We start from the raw sequence: 18031 nt of genomic DNA, 5'->3' as shown, positions 1-18031 counted from the left end.
CCTTTTGGTTACTTTTGGCTGGGCCGGCATTCCGGGCTCTTTTCCAAAAGTGACCCGCTGTAAGAGCGGAACCAATACAAGCCATCACCAAAAAATGGATATGTACCCAGCCTCCAACCCCAACCCCCTACAGATATCCACCCACTGGCCGTTAACCTCTCATAGTCGCCACTAATAAGAGAGAAAAGCCATGCGTCTGAGCCTCAAGGCCAAAGTCCTGTCCCTGGCTATCGTGCCGGTGTTGCTGTTTGCCGTGGTCATCAGCCTGACCACCGTGTGGATTCTCCAGGGCCAGGCGCGCAATGAGGTGGAAGAAACCCGCCAGCGCCTGCTCAACGACGCCAAGGCCACCCTGCAAAGTTATGTCGAGGTGGCGATGACCACCATCAAGCCGCTCTACGACGCCGCCGCCCCAGGCGACACCGCCGCGCGGGCGCAGGTGGTCAAGCTCTTGTCGAATACCAGCTACGGCAAGGACGGCTACTTCTTCGGCTACGACTCCGAGACCATCCGCCTGTTCAAGGGCAACAGCCCCGACGGCGTCGGCAAGAGCTTCAAGGACAACCGCGACCCCAACGGCGTCTACGTCAACCGCGACCTGGTCAAGGTCGGCAAGGACGGCACCCACTACCTGCAATACAGCTCGACCCAGCCCGGGCAGACCGAACTGGTGCCCAAGCTCGGTTACACCGAATACCTGCCCAAGTGGGACATGGTGATCGGTACGTCGGTAAACCTCGACGGCATCGAAGCCCAGGTGGCGGTGGTCGAGGCCAAGGTTGAGAAGCGCATGGAAGGCGTGTTGCTGAGCATCCTCGGCGTGGCCGTGGTAGTGCTGCTGGTGATTGCCGCCGTGGGTATGGTGGTGGCCAACACCATTTTGCGTCCGCTGAACCTGATGAAAGCCAACCTCGACGACATCGCCGCTGGCGAAGGCGACCTGACCCGTCGCCTGGCCATTACCAGCCAGGATGAGTTGGGTGACCTGGCCGGCGCGTTCAACCGCTTTGTCGACAAGATCCACGGCCTGGTGCGCCAGATCACCGAGATGACCTCGCAACTCACCGGCCTGGTGAGCCAGGTGTCCGACCAGGCCCAGCGCTCCGAGCAGGCCATGGAGCGCCAGCGCCACGAGACCGACCAGGTCGCCACCGCGATCAACCAGATGTCGTCGGCCGCCCACGAAGTGGCGCGCAGTGCCCAGGGCGCTGCCGTGGCCGCGCAACAGACCGATGCCGAAGGCCAGGCCGCCAAGCGCGTGGTGGATGGCAGCATCGCGCAGATCCATGCGCTGGTGAGCGACATCCGCAGCAGCGGCGTGTCCCTCGACAGCCTGCAGCAGGACGTGTCGTCGATCGTCAGCGTGCTGGGGGTGATCCGCTCGATTGCCGAGCAGACCAACCTGCTGGCGCTCAACGCTGCCATTGAAGCCGCGCGGGCAGGGGAGGCCGGGCGCGGGTTTGCGGTGGTGGCCGACGAAGTGCGCGCGCTGGCCAGCCGCACCCAGACCAGCACCCAGGAAATCCAGGGCATGATCGACCGCCTGCAAAAAGGCACCGAGGCGGCGGTGGACGCTATGCGCCGCTCCAGCGATGCCGGTGACGGCACCTCGGCCCAGGCCAACGAAGCCGGGGCGTCCCTGGACACCATGGCGCAGCTGATCGGCACCATCAATTCGATGAACGCACAGATCGCCAGCGCCGCCGAGGAGCAGACCGCCGTGGCCGAAGAGATCAACCGCAGCGTGCACCAGATTGCCGTGGCGGTGGACAGCGTGGCCGATGAGACTCAGTTGGGCGCCCAGACCTCCCGCAGCCTGGCCGATCTTGGCCAGCGTCTGGGGCAGTTGGTGGGGCAGTTCCGCATCTGATCAACCATAGCTTTGGCGTATGTTGGCCTAACGTTAATACGAATATACCTATCACAGCCCCTCAGTGAGACTTGAGCCCCAATCACAACAGGGGCTCATCTCATGCCGCTTCCCGACCCGCTTCAGCGCCTGGCTGAACTCGACACCAACACCGTCTCCGACGCCCTGGACTTCCTGCAACTGCCGGGCGCCGTGGTCGGCATTCGCCCGCTGTGGGACTGCCCCAAGGTGGTGGGCCGCGCCAGCACGGTCAAGCTGGCGCCCAAGACCGACGCGGCGCCTGGCGTGCACCTGATCTCGCCAGTGATCGACGCGATCACCACCGACGACCGCGTGCTGGTGATTGCCGGCGGCATCGAAGGCATTTCCTGCTGGGGCGACATCATCGCCAACGCTGCTGTGGCCAAGAAGATCCGCGGCTCGGTGATCGACGGTTTCAGCCGTGACATCGACGGCAGCGCCTCCATCGGCTACCCGGTGTACGGCCGTGGCGTGACCATGATCAGCGCCCGCAACCGTGTGGTGCAGGTGGATTCCGGCGTGACCCTGCGCGTCGGCGGTGTGGCGGTGTCGGAAGACGACTACGTGATCGCCGACCGCTGCGGCAGCGTGTTCATCCCCGCCGCTGTGATCGAACAGGTACTCGACCTGAGCGAGCGCATCGCCGCCCGTGAAGCCGGCATGGTCGAGGCGGTACGCAGCGGCCGTTCGGTCGCCGATGTGATGCATGACAGCCAATTCGAAGCCATCCGCGTGGAGCCTGCCCGATGAACGATCAACAGTTAGTCGCCCTGTTTGCAGGCCTCGACACCCCCGGCGTTTCCGACGCCATGGACAAACTCGGCATCCCCGGCCAGTGCCTGGGCATTGCCCCGCTGGATAACTACCACGGCACCGTAGTGGGCCCGGCGTTCACCGTGCAGTACGTGCCTGCCAACACGCCACCGGGTTCGGTGGGGGACTTTATCGAAGACGTGCAACCCGGTGACGTGGTGGTGATCGCGAACGCCGGCCGTACCGACTGCACGGTGTGGGGCGACATCATGACCCAGTACGCCGGGGCTCGCGGGATTGCGGGCACCGTGATCGACGGCGTGTGCCGCGACGTGAGCAAAGCCTTGGGCGACGGCTACCCGCTGTTCACCCGGGGCCGCTACATGCGCACTGGCAAGGACCGTGTGGAAGTGCTGTCGGTGAACCAACCGGTGGCCATCAGCGAGACCCGTGTGTGTGCCCGCGACATCGTGGTGGCCGACGCCAATGGCGTGCTGGTGGTACCCCGCGCCCGTGCCGCCGAAGTGGCGGAGGTCGCGCGGCAGATCGAAGCCGTGGAAGCGCAGATCCGCGCACAGATCGAAGCGGGCAAGACTCTCAAGGAAGCGCGGGCGTCCCTGGGTTATCACACCCTGCAGAGGAAGCCTTCGTGACTATCCTGAACAAGCGCCTGGCCCAGGCCCAGCCGTCCGCCACGTACCGCATCATCGACCGCGTGGCCGAGCGCCGCGCCCAGGGGGCGAAGATCATCTCGCTGTGCGCCGGCGAGCCGGATTTCGACACCCCGGCGCATATCCGCCAGGCGGGCATCGATGCGATCCGCGACGGCCATACGCGTTACACCCAGGTGGCCGGGGTGCGTGCGTTGCGAGAAGCAGTGGCCGAGAAGTTCCGCCACGAAAACGGCCTGGACGTCACCTGGCAGGACACGCTGGTCAGCAATGGCGGCAAGCACGTGATCTACAACGCCCTGGCCGCCACCCTCAATGAAGGCGATGAGGTGATCGTGCCCGCGCCGTACTGGGTCAGTTACCCGGAGATGGTCGAACTGTGCGGCGGTACGGCGAAGGTGCTGGCGTGCGGCGCCGAAGACGGCTTCAAGCTGACGCCTGCGGCCCTCGACGAGGCGATCACGCCGAACACCCGCTGGCTGATCCTCAACTCGCCGTCCAATCCCACGGGGGCGGTGTACAGCCTGCAGGAGCTGCAAGGGTTGGCCGAGGTGTTGCTCAAACACCCACAGGTGCTGGTACTGGCGGACGACATCTACGAACACCTGCTGTTCGACAACCAGCGTTTCTACACCCTGGCCCAGGTCGAGCCGCGCCTGGCCCCGCGGGTGCTGACCATGAACGGCGTGTCCAAGGCCTATGCCATGACCGGCTGGCGCATCGGCTTTGCCACCGGCCCGCGCTGGTTGCTGGAGGCGATGGAAAAACTCCAGGGCCAGCAGACCTCGGGCGCCAGTGCGATTTCCCAGCACGCGGCGATCGCCGCCTTGAGCGGCCCGCAGGACTTTGTGCAGGCCTCGCGGGCGGTGTTCCAGCGCCGTCGTGATCTGGTGGTGTCGCTGCTTAACGCCACGCCGGGGCTGACGTGCGCGAACCCGTCCGGCGCGTTCTACGCCTTTGCCTCTTGCGCAGGCTTGTTGGGACGCACCTCGCCGGCTGGCACGCTGCTGAAAACCGACGAAGACGTGGCCCACGCCTTGCTCGATGAGGCCAATGTGGCGGTAGTGCACGGGAGCGCATTCGGCTTGGCGCCGTACTTGCGCATCGCCTATGCCTTGGACGACGAGGCGTTGCGCAAGGCGTGCGAGGCGATCCACCGGTTCTGCGCCGCGACCCGCTAGAGGTCGCGCATCAGCAGGCCGAAACGCAGGTCCATCGTGGTCGGGAGCGGCACATACACCGTGTGCCCGTCTCCCGGCGCCACTTCGATAGCCTCGCCCCGGGTGTTGTGCAGGGTGGTCAGGTCAAAGTGGAAATTGCCGGTGGGAGTCATCAACTCCAGGTGGTTGCCCACGGCGAAGCGGTTCTTCACCTTGACCTCGGCCAACTCGCCTCGGCGTTCGCCAGTCAACTCGCCGACGAACTGTTGGCGCTCGGAGACCGAGCTGCCGTTCTGGTAGTTCTGGTATTCGTCGTGTACGTGACGGCGCAGGAAACCTTCGGTGTAGCCGCGTTGGGCCAGGGACTCGAGGTCGGTCATCAGGGTGCGATCGAACGCGCGACCGGCCACCGCATCATCGATTGCCTGGCGATACACCTGGGTGGTGCGTGCGCAATAGAAGTGGGATTTGGTGCGGCCTTCGATCTTCAGCGAATGCACGCCCATGTGGGTCAGGCGCTCCACATGCTGCACGGCACGCAGGTCCTTGGCGTTCATGATGTAGGTGCCGTGTTCGTCTTCGAACGCCGGCATCTGTTCGTCCGGGCGGTTGGCTTCCTGCAACAGGAAGACCTGGTCGGTGGGGGCGCCAATCCCCAGCGTGGGTTCAACCTGCTGGACGATATCTCCGGTGGCGTTTTCCACCGCGGGGGTAGCCTGGTATTTCCAGCGACACGCATTGGTGCAGGTGCCCTGGTTGGCGTCGCGCTTGTTCATGTAGCCCGAGAGCAGGCAGCGCCCGGAATAAGCCATGCACAACGCACCGTGCACAAACACTTCCAGCTCCATGGCCGGTACCTGCTGGCGGATTTCGCCGATCTCTTCCAGTGACAACTCCCGCGACAGGATCACCCGGCAGATCCCTTGCTGCTGCCAGAACTCCACGCTGGCCCAGTTCACCGTGTTGGCCTGCACCGACAAGTGAATCGGCATCTGCGGGAAGTGCCGACGCACCAGCATGATCAGCCCCGGGTCGGACATGATCAGCGCGTCCGGGCCCATGGCGATCACCGGGGCCAGGTCCTTGAGGAAGGTCTTCAGCTTGGCGTTGTGCGGCGCGATGTTCACCACCACGTAGAAACGCTTGCCCAGCACATGGGCTTCCTGGATGCCCAGCGCCAGGTTGGCGTGGTCGAACTCGTTGTTGCGCACTCGCAGGCTGTAGCGCGGCTGGCCAGCGTAGACCGCATCGGCCCCGTAGGCGAAGGCGTAGCGCATGTTTTTCAGGGTGCCGGCAGGGGCGAGCAGTTCGGGGGCGATGACTGGGGGCATGGGCGTGGGTCGCAAAAAAAGGCGCGAGGGTAGACCAGGCGCAGAGGCGTTTTATTGATCCAGGTCGTGTTGCGGGCTTTTTGTATCGCTGTGTATCGACAGGCACTTGGGATACGTAGCGATCACTGCGCGGGTTTTTTCGACACAGGCGCGATACGTCACGGGCTTCTAATGGCTTCCAACGAGGCACACCGCCTCCAACCCCGAGCACTGGAGCCCATCGCCATGAACACCAAAGCCATCTTCGCCGCCTGCCTGTTTGCTGCCCTGAACATCTGCACCTTGTCGGCCCGTGCCGAAGCCACCGCCGTTGCACACACCTACACCTACGGCACTCATCTGGACGTCAAGCAAGTGCTGTCGATGACCCAGGACGCCAGCCCCGCCTGCGGCGTGGTGAATGCCCGCATGACCTACCTGGACTCCCACGACCAGACCCAGGTCCTGGACTACCTCAAGTTCGGCGACGGCTGTGTTGGCGATAACTGAGTACCTCACCTTTCCCTCTTTCCCTGATACAGGAGCACCGCCATGAACCACCTGACCCGCTTTTTGACCGCCAGCGCCTTCGCCCTTGCCGGCACGGCCGTACACGCCAATGCCGCTGTGGAAAAAGCCAGCCCCCCATGCAGCACCTGCTTCCAACTGACCCCGGTGAATCAGCCGGCCGGCCATGACCTGCTGGTGGAGGACGGCAGCCGCCGCACGCCGCTGGGCCAGGCGCTGGACAACCAGACGGCCTGACCGGTCGTCCTCTCAACCCCTAAGGTGATAACCATGCTACTCATCGCGTTCCTGGGCGGCATCCTGACCGTCCTCAGCCCTTGTATCCTGCCGGTGGTGCCGTTTCTGTTCGCCGGCGTCGACCGCAGCCGTCGCTCGATCCTGCTGACCCTCGCCGGCATGGTCCTGACCTTTGCCCTGATCGCCAGCCTGGCGGTGGTCAGCAGCGCGTGGGTGGTGCAGGCCAACAACACCGGCCGCCATGTGGCCCTGATCGTGATGGTGCTGTTTGCACTGTCGCTGATCAGCGCACGCCCGGGCAGTTGGCTGGCGCGGCCGTTCGTGCTGCTGGGCAACCGCATCGATCCGGGCACCCGGGCCTTGTCCGGGCCGCTCAAGTCGCTGTCGATCGGTGTGGCCACCGGCCTGCTGTGGGCGCCGTGCGCCGGGCCGATCCTGGGGGTGATCCTCAGCGGCGCGATGTTGCAGGGCGCCAATGCGGGCACCAGCCTGCTGCTGCTGGCGTATGGCTTGGGCAGTGCGCTGTCCCTGGGCACCTTGATCTTCGCTGGACGTGGCCTGGTCAACCGGCTCAAGGCGTCGATCCCGGTCACCGGCTGGTTGCGTCGTGGGGCAGGGGGGGCGGTACTCGCCGCTGCGCTGGTGATCTCGACCGGCGCCGATAAAACCCTGCTGGCGGGGACATCGTCCGAAGGTGTCAGCCGCCTCGAACAAGGCGTGCTGCACACCGTGCCCAAGGTGGTGGATTACGTGGTGAGCAAGGTCAAGGCCGAGCCGTTGGCAGCCAGCAGCCAGGGCGCCATGCCCTCTCTGGCCGGGGCGGTAGAATGGCTCAACGGCACCGAGCTGACCCGTGAATCGCTCAAAGGCAAAGTGGTTTTGGTGGATTTCTGGACCTACGACTGCATCAACTGCCAGCACACCTTACCGTATGTGAAAGAGTGGGCGCGCAAGTATGAAAAGGACGGCCTGGTGGTGATCGGCGTGCATACCCCGGAATACGGCTATGAACGCATCATCGGTAACGTGCGCGACCAGGTGCGCAAGCTGGGTATCACCTACCCGGTGGCCATCGACAACAACTATGCGATCTGGCGCCGCTTCGACAACCAGTACTGGCCTGCCCACTACCTGGTCGACGCCAAGGGGCAAGTGCGCTACACCCACTTTGGCGAAGGCCGTTATGACGAGCAGGAAAAGATGATCCAGTCGCTGTTGCAGGAAGCCAAAACCGCCGGCTGAGTCAATTGAGCGGCGTTGCCAGCAAGGCCGCCATCTTCACCAGGTCCGCCAACGAGCGGGCCTTCATCTTTCGCATGGCTTTGCCGCGATGGGCCTTGACCGTGATCTCGCTGATATCCAGGTCCGCTGCAATCACCTTGTTCATATGGCCGGCGACCACCATGGCCATCACTTCCTGCTCCCGGGGCGTCAGGCTGGCGTACGCAGTTTGCAGAAGGCGCAGGTGATCCTGCTGGGCCAGGGCGGCGCGGCTGCGCTGCAGGGCATCGGCGATGGCTTGGAGCAATACATCGTCATTGAACGGCTTGGTCAGGAACTCCACAGCCCCGGCTTTCATGGCGCGCACGGTGAGAGGGATGTCGCCGTAGCCGGTGATGAAAATGATCGGCGTGTCGGGGCGTTCGTTGGCGATGGCAGCTTGCAGGTCCAAGCCGTTGAGGTCGGGCAGGTTGATGTCCAGCACCAGGCAACTGGGCACCTGTGTGCGCGGTTGGGCGAGAAACTCCTGGGCCGACTCGAACAGGCGCGGCTGCCATTGGGCGTAGCGAATCAACAGTTCCAGAGACTCGCGCACGGAAATGTCATCGTCTACCACGAACACGATGGGAGAGGTGTCAGTCATCGGCGCAGCTCTGCGTTCATGGGCCATCAGGTGGGTTGAGTGCATCAGGATACCTCCTTGGTGGGCGGGCTCAATCAAGTGGAATGGCCGCACTCAGTGCCCTGAGCAATTGTGCTTCGCTGAAGGGCTTCATCAGACAATCCACGGCGCCTGAGGCCAGCAGCCCAGGGCGGTCGCCGGCATCACCATGGGCGGTGATGAACACCACCGGAATGGCATGGCCGCGCCGTTTGAGGGCTGCGTGCAGGTCCGGACCAGACATGCCCGGCATTGCCACATCCAGAATCAGGCAGCGGGTCAGCGCCACACACGGCGAGTCGAGAAATGCCTGGCCGGACGAAAACGCTTCGACAGCAAACCCGAACTCCTTGAGTAGGTCCGGCAAGGATTCACGTACTGACTCGTCATCATCGACGACGGCCACGAGTAAAGGCCTTTGCATCAACTCCCCTCCCTGGTCGCTTCGGCAGCCGGGCCCGCTGCCGGTGGAATCGTAAATTGGAACGTGGCGCCCGGCCCGTCATTGAGCGTGGCCGAGAGCACGCCCGCATGCCGCTCGATGATGGAGCGGCTGATGGACAGGCCAATGCCCATGCCCGCGCTCTTGGTGGTGTAGAACGCATTGAACAGGCGCTCGGCATCCAGGGGTTCGAAACCGCTGCCGTTGTCCTTTACGGCAAGGTAAACGTCCTGGTGTGCGTCCAGGCCGGTGCTGACGTGCAGATACCGCGCGCGGCCAGTCATGGTGTTCATTGCCTCGGTGGCATTGAGGATCAAGTTGAGGATCACCTGCTGCAACTGCACGCGATCACCCCTGACCGTGGGCAGGTCATCGGTGAAGTCCGGGTGCAACGCAACACCGTTGCGTTGCAATTCGCCCAGCAGCATGGCGATGACTTCCCGCGCCGCCTCATTCAGGTCGACGTCTTCGATGGTGATGCTTTTCTTCGAAAACAAGGCGCGCAGGCGGTTGATTACGTCGGCGGCACGGTTGCCGTCGCGGATGGTGCGGCGAGCGGTTTCCAGGGCGCCAGCCACGTTCGGCGGGTCGGCGCCCAGCATGCGCAGGCAGGTGCTGGCATTGGTGATGATGCCGGCCAGTGGCTGGTTGACCTCATGGGCTATGGACGCCGTGACCGCGCTGAGGCTGGCCACGCGGGCCAGGTGCGCCAGTTCCGAGCGCACCTTGCCCAGGGTTTCCTCCGACTGCTGGCGTTCGATGGCGATGCTGGCCGCAAGCATCTCGGCTTGCTTGCGGTCTTCGATATCGGTGTTTTCGCCGTACCAGCGCACCACGGCACCCCATTCGTCACGCTGGGGGACGGCACGTACCAGGAACCAGCGGTAGTGGCCGTCGAAGCGTCGCAAGCGTGCCTCGTACTCGCCGGCCTCGCCGGACTGCAACAGCGCGTTCCAGTAGCGGGCCAGGTGCTCGGCGTCGTCGGGGTGTACCGAGCGCGCCCACCCGATGCCGCAGGCTTGCTCCAGGGTCATGCCGGTGTAGTCGCACCAGCGTTGGTTGACGAAGCCGACACTGCCGTCGGGGGCCGCGCTCCACACAAACCCGGGAATGGCGTTGATGATGGTGCTCAGGCGATCCTCCGAAGCGCTGACTTCGGCCAGTGCGTGGGCGATCAGGGCCTTGTCGCGTTTTTGTTCGTCGATATCGACGCTGATCAGCACCCAGCGCGTGACGGTGCCCTGGGCATCGCGCATCGGCAGCGCCCGGGCGGCAAACCAGTGGTAGGCCCCGTCGGCGCGACGCAGGCGCAGTTCATTGCGATAGGGTTCTTCGGTGCGCACCGCGTGCATCCACGCGTTGATCACGCCGGGCAGGTCGTCGGGATGCACGGTTGCACCCACGGTCCATTGCTGGAGTTCTTCGAGGGTGGCGCCCAGGTAGTCGAGGTTGTGGCAATTGACACATTCCAGGGCGCCCTCGGGGGTCATCAAGGCCACCAGCGCAGGGATGCAGTCGATGATGGTGCGCAGGTCCAGATCGATTGGCGCAGGCGTGGCGCCGCTTCGGTAGTCGTCGATGTCGGTGAACAGCCCGCACCATTGGTCCTGCGCCAGCGGGTTCATGCGCAGGACGCACCAGCGGTACACCCCATCGAAGCGCAGCAGGCGGGCGTGTATATCCACGGCCTTGGCGCCGCAGACCGTCGCGTTCCAGTGCACGATCAGGCCCGGCAGGTCTTGCGGATGCACGGCCGAATGCCAGCCGGTGCCATGGGCCTCGGCGCAGTTGCGCCCGGTGTAGGCGTTCCAGCCCTGGTTGACGAAGTCGGCACGACCATCGCTCTGTGCGGTGAACGCCACGCCAGGCAATGCATCGACGACGCTGAGTTGATTCGACATACCGGTTCTCTATCTACAGGCGCCGTGTAACGAGAATGCCCTGTCGCGCGGCGCTCGCCCATCATACTTAGGTGTCACATGGCGGCCCGGCGAGGGGCGAGCGATACCATCGTGTAATCGATGGCAGGCCCGGCGCCGTGCTGTGATGGCGCTACGCATCTAGCATGCGTATTCCCTCATCCTCTGGAGCTGTTCCATGACTGCCAAGAAAATACTCTATACCGCCAAAGTCCACACCACCGGCGCACGCGATGGCGGCACCTCGCGCAGCGACGACGGGCGCCTGGATATCCTGCATTCGCTGCCGGGTTCCAAGGGCAGCGGCACCAACCCCGAGCAGCTGTTCGCAGCTGGCTGGTCTGCCTGCTTCGACGGTGCCCTGGGGTTGGCGGCGCGCACCTTGAAGGTGGCGCTGCCGGCCGATGTGGCGATCGATGCAGAGGTGGATCTGTGCACCGAAGGCGACGCCTACTTCCTGCGTGCGCGCTTGAATATCAGCCTGCCGGGGTTGGAGCGCCACGTGGCGCTGGCGCTGATCGAGACGGCCCACCAGACCTGCCCGTACTCCAAGGCGGTACGCGGCAATATCGACGTGGTGCTCAACCTGGTCTGAATGTAAGCCACTGTATCCCGGGCTGTTTGCGTTACACAGCCATTCAAACAGCCTGCCTGCCGACATGCCGCAGATACATGCACTGCCCAGCATGACGGCAGGTTTCGGCGCCGTCCGGCGTCGAACGATCTTGCAGGCTGTGAAACCTATGAAAGCCGTAGTGGTAAACGCATTTGGAGGCCCTGAGGCATTGGTGGTGAACGACGTTGCACCGGGCCGGCCGGGGCTCGGGCAAGCGCTGGTACGGGTCATGGCGGCTGGCGTCAATTTTATGGACACCGGCATCCGGCGCGGCTTGGGGCAAGCCAACCCCTTGCCCCTTACCCCCGGCGTGGAAGGCGCGGGGGTGATTGCCGCGGTGGGGCCGGGTGTCACCGAGCTGTCTGTTGGCGACCGCGTGGCCTGGCAGTACGTCCCCGGCAGCTATGCCGAGCAGGTCGTCGCCCCGGTCAGTCAGTTGGTACCGCTGCCGGACGATATCAGCTTCGAAACCGCCGCAGGCCTGATGATGCAGGGCCTGACGGCCAGCAACCTGGTGCTCCAGGTGCATGCCGTGCAGAAGGGCGACACTGCCTTTGTCCACGCTGCTGCCGGTGGGGTAGGGTTGATGCTCACGCAGATGATCAAGTTGCTCGGTGGCAAGGTGATCGGCCGGGTTTCCCATGCCGACAAGGTGGACGCGGTGCTGGCGGCCGGCGCCGATTACGTGGTGATCGGCCGGGCCCGGGGTATCGCCCGTCAGGTCGAGCGCCTGGTCGGTGAGCACGCGGTGAACGTGGTGTACGACGGCACCGGTGCCGAGGGCTTTGACGAGTCGGTCCGCCTGCTGGATTACTTTGGCACCCTGGCGTTGTACGGGCCCTTCATGAACCCCCTGGCCCCCATCGATGTCTTCGCCACACCGCGTAGCATCAAGCTCACCTATCCCTCAGTCATGCACCATGTGCGCACCCGTGAAGCCCTGCTGGCGCATTCCCGGCAGCTGTTTACCTGGGTGCGCACCGGGCGGCTCACGGTCAAGGTCGGCCAGCGCTATGCCTTGGCCCAGGCGCACCAGGCCCACCGGGATATCGAGTCACGGCGCAGCATCGGCAAGCTGATCATCCTGACCCAGGAATAAGCCTGCGCATGGGACGGTAGCCGCGCCAGATCAGCAGGGCCGCCAGCAACTGGCTGCCGGCATAGAAGGTGAACAGGTCCTGAGGGCGCCAATGCGCGTCGAGCAGCACGCCGGCAACGGTCGGCGACACAATCGCCCCCAGCCGTCCGGTGGCCAGCACCAGGCCCACGCCGCGAGTGCGTACCGGCGTGGCAAACGCCTGAGGCGCCATCACGAAGAGTGCCGCAATGGCCCCGTAGAGCAACAACCCGGCCACGAAACCTGCCGTCGCCGCCAGCGCCGGGTTACGCGTGGCAGTCACCATCAGTAGAAGCAGAAGGGCCTCCAGCAACAGGCAGGCCAGCAACAGCCGGTGGCAGCCGCACCGATTGGCCGCCAGCCCCACCAACAAGGCGCCGAGCATGCCGCCGACCGTGAGCAACAGGCCGCCCGTGACGCCATGGTGTTCGGAGAAGCCGCCCTGGGTCAGCAGTATCGGGGTCCAGCTCATCACGAAGTAAAAGCCGAACATCAGCAAAAAACACACCGTTGCCAACGACAAGGTCCAGCGCCAATGCCCCTGCTGGAACAGATGCCGATAAGCCAGGCGAGGGCGGCCCGGTTTCAGCGACGGCGACTCCCGCAGCCACAGCACGCCAGCCGAGCCGGCGATCAGGGTCAGCCCGCCGCCGGCCAGGAACACGTAGCGCCAACCCACGCTGTCATTGAGCACATGAGCCAGTGCCCCACCCAGGGTCGCGCCCAAGGCAAACGCCACCGATTGCAAGGCGATTGCCAGGCCGCGCCGGTGGGGCGGGGCGTATTCATGGGTCAGCACATTGGCGCTCACCAGCACCGCGCCAACGCCGATGCCGGTGAGTACTCGCCAGCACACCAGGCTGCACAGGCCCTGGCTCCAGAACGACAGCAGCATGGCCACGCCGCTGAGCAGCAAACTGGCGAGCAGCACCGGCCTGCGCCCATGGCGGTCGGCCAACGGCGCCGCAAACAGTGAGCCACAGGCCATGCCCACCAGGCTGGCGCTGAGCAGCAGGCCGACCTGTGCGCCATTGAGTGCCCACTGCGCCGCCACCCGGCTGACCGTGAACGCCATGGCCATCGCATCCAGGCCATCGATCACGTTGAACAACATGCACAATCCAATCACGGCCCATGCTGCGTGCGCCGTCGCAATGCTGTGGGTGCCCTGGCTGATTGCCTGCTCATTCATGGTGGTCTGTTCCCGCGGTTATCGATTGCAAATGGCAGCATTCGCCGGGTGCCCTGGCAAGTCATACATAGGTATCGACCGACACCTACGTGCAATCGTCCCGGGGTGCTCCCGGTGGTCTGATCGCTCCCGCATGGGCCGTCTTGGCCTGCTGACCCACAGGAGAATCATCATGCTTGCTGCTTCGTCCGCGTTTTTCCGGCTGCGTTGCCGGCTTTCAATGTTCGGCCTTGCCCTGCTTGCCGGTAGCGCAGGTGCCTGGGCCGATTCCAATGCCATTCGCCCTTACCGCATTCACGTGGACGAGGCGCAACTGGCCGACCTGCACAAACGTATCGCCGCCACCCGCTGGCCCGACAAAGAGACGGTCAACGACACGTCCCAAGGCGTGCAACTGGCCCAGGTACAGGCGCTGGTCAAGTACTGGGGTAACGGCTACGACTGGCGCAAGGCCGAGGCCAGGCTCAACGCGTTGCCGGAGTACATCACCACCATTGACGGCGTGGAGATCCAGTTCATTCACGTACGCTCGCGCAACCCCAATGCCATGCCGCTGATTCTGACCCACGGCTGGCCGGGGTCACAATTCGAGTTCCTCAAGACCATCGGCCCGCTCACCGACCCCGTAGCCTATGGTGGCCGCATCGAAGACTCGTTCGATGTGGTGATCCCCTCGATCCCCGGCCATGGTTTTTCCGGCAAACCCACCGAGCTGGGCTGGGGCCCCGACCGAGTGGCCAAGGCCTGGGATGTGCTGATGAAGCGCCTGGGCTACCGTCACTATGTGTCCCAGGGTGGAGACCATGGTTCGGTGATCTCCGATGCGCTGGGCCGCCTGTCGCCGCCCGGCCTGCTGGGGATCCACCTGAACATGCCGGCCACCGTGCCACCGGAACTGGTCAAGCCGATCAACAGCGGCGAACCGGCCCCGGCCACGCTGACCGATGCCGAGCGCACGGCTTACACCGCACTGAGTACCTTCTTTGGGCGCAACGCCGCCTATGGCGCGATGATGGTGACCCGTCCGCAAACCATCGGCTACCTGCTGGCCGATTCGCCCGCCGGCACGGCAGCCTGGATGTACGAGAAATTTGCTGCCTGGACCGACAGTGACGGCCAGCCCGAACGCGTGCTCAGCCGTGATGAGATGCTCGACGACATCAGCCTGTACTGGCTGACCAATACCGGCGCGTCCTCCTCACGGTTCTACTGGGAAAACAACAACAATAATTTCAGCGCCGCGGCGCAGAAGACCGACACCATCAAGGTGCCGGTGGGCATCACCGTGTTTCCCCACGAGATCTACCAGGCGCCGAAAACCTGGGCGCAGCGCGCGTATCCGTCGTTGTCCTACTACAGCCAGGTCAGCAAGGGCGGGCACTTCGCCGCGTGGGAACAGCCGCAGTTGTTCAGCGAAGAGTTGCGCGAGGCGTTCCGCCCCTTGCGTGCTGCGGCTAAGCCGTAACCTCACCCAGGCGTGCCTGTAGCTGGCGCAAGTCCTGGGTGTCGAATCCCTCTGAAAATTGCTCGCGGCACTGGTTCAGCAACTGTTGGGCCTCGATGCCGCGACCTTGTTTGTGCCACAGCGCAGCCAAGTCCATCGCGCTGCGCAGCGTCCAGCTGCGTGAGCCCTGTTGTTGGCTCAGTGCCAGGGATTCTTCCAGCAGGGCCTCGGGGCTGGCGTGAATACTGGCCTGGATACGCAACAGCTCGGGCAAGGCAAACGCATCGCCGCTGTGACGGCAATGCGCAATGGTGGCCTCGACCTGCGCCCGTGCCTTGTCGAACTGACCGCCGAGGATCAGGCCTTCGACCAGGGCCATTTCCAGGGTTGTGGTCAGTAACTCGTAACGCATGGTGTGCAGACGTGCCAGTGTTTCTTCCAGCACGTTGACGGCATCGCCCGGTTGCCCTTTGCGAATATCGATGGCGGCGCCGATCCCCATGGCGGCCGCGACATACGGGCCGAATGCATTGGCCTGGGCGATAGACCGGAAGGTTTCCAGACCGTCGACGGCCCTTTCCAGGTCGCCGGTCCAGATGTAGATCTGCAGGGTCCACACCAACGCGATGCAGTAGGTGGCCGCATGGTCGAGGGTGGCGGCTTGCGCCTCGACCTGTTGTGCGCCCAGTCGGGCCTGATCGGGGAACCCCATCAGCCACAGCGTGCGGGCCAGGGCCAGGCCGGTGCGGTTGCGGTGGTCGAAACCATAGTGAATGGTGAGGCTGCGCTCCGATGGCAAGCTGTTGCGCAGCGAGTGCTCCAGTGCCTGGCGTGCGCGTGTCTGGTCGCCCAGCAGGTGATAGGCAATGCCGGCCAGGGAGGCGGCCACGGCAATAGCTTCGGGTCGGTCGATCTGCGCGCCGACCTCCACCGCACGTTCGGCCCAGGCCAGTGAGCTGGCAAAGTCGCCGATGCGTTCATAGAAGATCTGCAAACGCCCCAACAGCCGCAGTTGAGAGGCGTGGTCGTCCAGGTTCACGGCAATGTCCAAGGCGCGCAGCAAGGCTTTTTCCGCCGTTGCGCTGTTGCCTTTGGTGAACATCAGCACCAGGCCCAGCGCGGCTTGCAGTTCCATTTCCGTTGGGGTGCCGAAGTAACCGAGCTCCAGCAGTTCAATGGCGCGGTTGCACCAGGTGCGGCATTCCACCAGCAGGGAAAAATGCAGGAACAGCTGCGCACTGGCGGCTGCCAGCGGCAAGGCCAGGCCGGGGTCGCCCTGGGGGCCGAAGCTCCATTCCAGGGCACTGCGAATATTGCCCAACTGACAGCCCAGTCGTGCCGAACTGGCGAAGATCTGGTGGGGGGTGCCGCCCAGGTGCTTGAGTTGCTCCACGTGGTAGGCCGCGTGGCGAAAGGCCAGGGCGTGTACTTCCTGGGGACCGCGCAGCTGCAGTTTTTCCCGGGCATAGGCACGGGTCATTTCCAGCAGGCGGTAAGAGGCCGGGAAACTGTCGCGATTGACCGTGACCAACCCTTTGGTGGCCAGCTCATCAAGGGTGGCGGCCACTGTGATCGGGTCGATCCAGTCGTCGGCGGTGATCTGGGAAGCGCCGTCGAGGCCAAACGGCCCGACAAACACCGCCAGGCGATCAAACACCAGGCGTTCGTCGGTGGACAGCAGGTCGTAGCTCCAATCGAGCATGGAGCGCAGGGTCTGGTGCCGGGGCGAGGCCGTCCGCCGGCCGGCCCAGCCCAGGGAAAAGCGCTCGCCGAGCAGGGCGTGGGTGGCATGCAGGCCATGCACGGCCACACGCACCGCCGCCAGTTCGATGGGCAGCGCCATGCCTTCCAGGCGTTGGCACATATCGGCAATCAGGTGCGCATCGCCCGGCGCGAGGGCCAGGGCGGCATTGCTCGACGACATGCGTTCGACAAACAGTTGCACGGCTGGAAAGCTGAGCAGTTGTTCGCCGTTCAGATCCCGCAACTCGGCAGGGAACGCCAGCGGGCTGAGCCGGTGCACGTGCTCACCACGGGCACGCAGCGGTTCGCGGCTGGTGGCGAGGATCGCGACCGCCGGGGCGGCGTCCCGGATCTGCTCGACGATGGCGCAGACCGCGTCCACCAGGTGTTCGCAGTTGTCGAGGATCAGCAGCAACTGCTGCGAGTGCAGGTGCGCGAGCAGCACGAACATCGGCTCTTCGGCTTGCACCGCAATGCCCAGGGAACTGGCGAGGGCGAAAGGCACCAGGTCGGCATCTTCAACCTGGGCCAGATCGACGAAATGCACGGCGCCTTCCCCGTCGTGGCAGTGGCCGACCTCAACCGCCAGGCTGGTCTTGCCCACGCCACCGGGGCCGACGATGGTAAACAGCTTGGGCGGCTGCAGGCGTTCCATCACCAGGGCCACGTCGACGTCGCGCCCGATCAGGCTTGGGCGCGGCGGCAGGCCGCCGACGGTGCTGGTGACACGTTTGGTTTTCTGCGGGGCGGGCAGGACGATGGGCGAGCACTCGATCGGCGCGACGAAGGCGTATCCCACGCCCACTTGGGTATTGATATAGCGTGCGCCGTTTTCGCCATCCCCCAGGATGCGGCGCAACCCGGTCATGTGAAAGCGCAGGCTGCCTTCCTCGACGACTATATCGGGCCACACCAGGTTGATCAGTTCGCGCTTGGACACCACGCGTCCCGGGCGTTCGAGCAGGGCGATCAGCAGGTCGAGGGCACGGCCGCCGATCTCTACGGCCACGCCCTGGCAGGTGAGCAACCGCTCAGCAGGCATCACACGGAACGGGCCGAAGGCAAAGTACAGCGTCACGGGGTCGTGCAGGTCGTCAGGGGCGGACGCCACGGTCATCACGCTCTC

General features: G+C 64.5%; 16 protein-coding genes. 10 read left to right on the top strand and 6 right to left on the bottom strand.

Annotated elements, in window-relative coordinates:
* Positions 1 to 190: 190 nt before the first annotated feature.
* The 4 genes from ctpM to AC07SU_RS27715 all read left to right on the top strand — a co-directional run bounded on the left by ctpM (position 191) and on the right by AC07SU_RS27715 (position 4496).
* Complete coding sequence (gene ctpM / locus AC07SU_RS27730; RefSeq protein WP_494998874.1) at positions 191 to 1870, top strand: methyl-accepting chemotaxis protein CtpM; 1680 nt, start codon at positions 191 to 193, stop codon at positions 1868 to 1870.
* Between the two features lie 102 nt (positions 1871 to 1972).
* Positions 1973 to 2641 (top strand): RraA family protein, encoded by a 669-nt coding sequence (locus AC07SU_RS27725; protein ID WP_176997514.1) that lies wholly within the window; start codon positions 1973 to 1975, stop codon positions 2639 to 2641.
* The gene (locus AC07SU_RS27720) at positions 2638 to 3297 is read left to right on the top strand and encodes an RraA family protein (RefSeq protein ID WP_494998873.1); all 660 of its coding nucleotides are present in this window, start codon (positions 2638 to 2640) and stop codon (positions 3295 to 3297) included. The genes AC07SU_RS27725 and AC07SU_RS27720 overlap by 4 nt, the downstream gene beginning before the upstream one ends.
* Positions 3294 to 4496, top strand: a complete 1203-nt coding sequence (locus tag AC07SU_RS27715; protein ID WP_494998872.1) for a pyridoxal phosphate-dependent aminotransferase — start codon at positions 3294 to 3296, stop codon at positions 4494 to 4496. The genes AC07SU_RS27720 and AC07SU_RS27715 overlap by 4 nt, the downstream gene beginning before the upstream one ends.
* Here the strand turns inward: AC07SU_RS27715 and trhP are convergent.
* The gene (gene trhP, locus AC07SU_RS27710; RefSeq protein WP_176997517.1) at positions 4493 to 5806 is read right to left on the bottom strand and encodes a prephenate-dependent tRNA uridine(34) hydroxylase TrhP; all 1314 of its coding nucleotides are present in this window, start codon (positions 5804 to 5806) and stop codon (positions 4493 to 4495) included. The genes AC07SU_RS27715 and trhP overlap by 4 nt on opposite strands.
* A 225-nt stretch (positions 5807 to 6031) precedes the next feature.
* On the opposite strand from trhP, the gene AC07SU_RS27705 reads away from it, so the two are divergent.
* From AC07SU_RS27705 to AC07SU_RS27695, 3 genes are read left to right on the top strand one after another with little or no spacing between them, the layout of a single operon-like run.
* The gene (locus tag AC07SU_RS27705; RefSeq protein WP_176997518.1) at positions 6032 to 6295 is read left to right on the top strand and encodes a DUF2790 domain-containing protein; all 264 of its coding nucleotides are present in this window, start codon (positions 6032 to 6034) and stop codon (positions 6293 to 6295) included.
* A 42-nt stretch (positions 6296 to 6337) separates the two neighbouring features.
* Entirely contained in the window at positions 6338 to 6550 is a 213-nt protein-coding gene (locus tag AC07SU_RS27700; RefSeq protein WP_176997519.1) for a hypothetical protein, read from the top strand.
* 33 nt (positions 6551 to 6583) lie between these two features.
* Positions 6584 to 7792 (top strand): cytochrome c biogenesis protein DipZ, encoded by a 1209-nt coding sequence (locus AC07SU_RS27695; RefSeq protein ID WP_494998871.1) that lies wholly within the window; start codon positions 6584 to 6586, stop codon positions 7790 to 7792.
* Between the two features lies 1 nt (position 7793).
* On the opposite strand, the gene AC07SU_RS27690 is transcribed toward AC07SU_RS27695, so the two are convergent.
* The 3 genes from AC07SU_RS27690 to AC07SU_RS27680 are packed head-to-tail and all read right to left on the bottom strand — an operon-like array spanning position 7794 to position 10775.
* Positions 7794 to 8459, bottom strand: coding sequence for a response regulator transcription factor (locus tag AC07SU_RS27690; protein WP_494998870.1), 666 nt, complete (start codon positions 8457 to 8459; stop codon positions 7794 to 7796).
* 25 nt (positions 8460 to 8484) lie between these two features.
* Complete coding sequence (locus tag AC07SU_RS27685; RefSeq protein WP_176997521.1) at positions 8485 to 8856, bottom strand: response regulator transcription factor; 372 nt, start codon at positions 8854 to 8856, stop codon at positions 8485 to 8487.
* Positions 8856 to 10775, bottom strand: coding sequence for a PAS domain-containing protein (locus AC07SU_RS27680; RefSeq protein ID WP_176997522.1), 1920 nt, complete (start codon positions 10773 to 10775; stop codon positions 8856 to 8858). The genes AC07SU_RS27685 and AC07SU_RS27680 overlap by 1 nt, the downstream gene beginning before the upstream one ends.
* Before the next feature lie 196 nt (positions 10776 to 10971).
* On the opposite strand from AC07SU_RS27680, the gene AC07SU_RS27675 reads away from it, so the two are divergent.
* Together AC07SU_RS27675 and AC07SU_RS27670 are read left to right on the top strand one after the other, a co-directional pair.
* The gene (locus AC07SU_RS27675; protein WP_494998869.1) at positions 10972 to 11388 is read left to right on the top strand and encodes an organic hydroperoxide resistance protein; all 417 of its coding nucleotides are present in this window, start codon (positions 10972 to 10974) and stop codon (positions 11386 to 11388) included.
* A gap of 148 nt (positions 11389 to 11536) precedes the next feature.
* On the top strand, positions 11537 to 12508 hold the full coding sequence (locus AC07SU_RS27670) for a quinone oxidoreductase family protein (protein ID WP_176997524.1): 972 nt from the start codon (positions 11537 to 11539) through the stop codon (positions 12506 to 12508).
* On the opposite strand, the gene AC07SU_RS27665 is transcribed toward AC07SU_RS27670, so the two are convergent.
* A complete protein-coding gene (locus AC07SU_RS27665; RefSeq protein ID WP_494998868.1) occupies positions 12489 to 13718 on the bottom strand; it encodes an MFS transporter in 1230 nt (409 codons plus the stop codon). The two genes, AC07SU_RS27670 and AC07SU_RS27665, sit on opposite strands and share 20 nt — an antisense overlap.
* A gap of 172 nt (positions 13719 to 13890) precedes the next feature.
* Between AC07SU_RS27665 and AC07SU_RS27660 the strand changes: the two genes are divergently transcribed.
* Complete coding sequence (locus AC07SU_RS27660) at positions 13891 to 15183, top strand: epoxide hydrolase family protein (protein WP_176997526.1); 1293 nt, start codon at positions 13891 to 13893, stop codon at positions 15181 to 15183.
* Here the strand turns inward: AC07SU_RS27660 and AC07SU_RS27655 are convergent.
* Positions 15173 to 18016: an ATP-binding protein gene (locus AC07SU_RS27655; protein WP_494998876.1), complete on the bottom strand. Its 2844-nt coding sequence runs from the start codon at positions 18014 to 18016 to the stop codon at positions 15173 to 15175. The two genes, AC07SU_RS27660 and AC07SU_RS27655, sit on opposite strands and share 11 nt — an antisense overlap.
* Positions 18017 to 18031: the final 15 nt, after the last annotated feature.

Source organism: Pseudomonas sp. GW821-FHT05H12, assembly GCF_059419385.1.
This window is presented reverse-complemented; position numbering and strand designations above follow the sequence as displayed.

What these genes read in the sequence shown, in the direction of transcription:
- ctpM (WP_494998874.1), top strand. Translation starts at nt 191, where the DNA reads ATGCGTCTGAGCCTCAAGGCCAAAGTCCTGTCCCTGGCTATCGTGCCG.
- AC07SU_RS27725 (WP_176997514.1), top strand. Translation starts at nt 1,973, where the DNA reads ATGCCGCTTCCCGACCCGCTTCAGCGCCTGGCTGAACTCGACACCAAC.
- AC07SU_RS27720 (WP_494998873.1), top strand. Translation starts at nt 2,638, where the DNA reads ATGAACGATCAACAGTTAGTCGCCCTGTTTGCAGGCCTCGACACCCCC.
- trhP (WP_176997517.1), bottom strand. Translation starts at nt 5,806, where the DNA reads ATGCCCCCAGTCATCGCCCCCGAACTGCTCGCCCCTGCCGGCACCCTG.
- AC07SU_RS27705 (WP_176997518.1), top strand. Translation starts at nt 6,032, where the DNA reads ATGAACACCAAAGCCATCTTCGCCGCCTGCCTGTTTGCTGCCCTGAAC.
- AC07SU_RS27700 (WP_176997519.1), top strand. Translation starts at nt 6,338, where the DNA reads ATGAACCACCTGACCCGCTTTTTGACCGCCAGCGCCTTCGCCCTTGCC.
- AC07SU_RS27695 (WP_494998871.1), top strand. Translation starts at nt 6,584, where the DNA reads ATGCTACTCATCGCGTTCCTGGGCGGCATCCTGACCGTCCTCAGCCCT.
- AC07SU_RS27690 (WP_494998870.1), bottom strand. Translation starts at nt 8,459, where the DNA reads ATGCACTCAACCCACCTGATGGCCCATGAACGCAGAGCTGCGCCGATG.
- AC07SU_RS27685 (WP_176997521.1), bottom strand. Translation starts at nt 8,856, where the DNA reads ATGCAAAGGCCTTTACTCGTGGCCGTCGTCGATGATGACGAGTCAGTA.
- AC07SU_RS27680 (WP_176997522.1), bottom strand. Translation starts at nt 10,775, where the DNA reads ATGTCGAATCAACTCAGCGTCGTCGATGCATTGCCTGGCGTGGCGTTC.
- AC07SU_RS27675 (WP_494998869.1), top strand. Translation starts at nt 10,972, where the DNA reads ATGACTGCCAAGAAAATACTCTATACCGCCAAAGTCCACACCACCGGC.
- AC07SU_RS27670 (WP_176997524.1), top strand. Translation starts at nt 11,537, where the DNA reads ATGAAAGCCGTAGTGGTAAACGCATTTGGAGGCCCTGAGGCATTGGTG.
- AC07SU_RS27665 (WP_494998868.1), bottom strand. Translation starts at nt 13,718, where the DNA reads ATGAATGAGCAGGCAATCAGCCAGGGCACCCACAGCATTGCGACGGCG.
- AC07SU_RS27660 (WP_176997526.1), top strand. Translation starts at nt 13,891, where the DNA reads ATGCTTGCTGCTTCGTCCGCGTTTTTCCGGCTGCGTTGCCGGCTTTCA.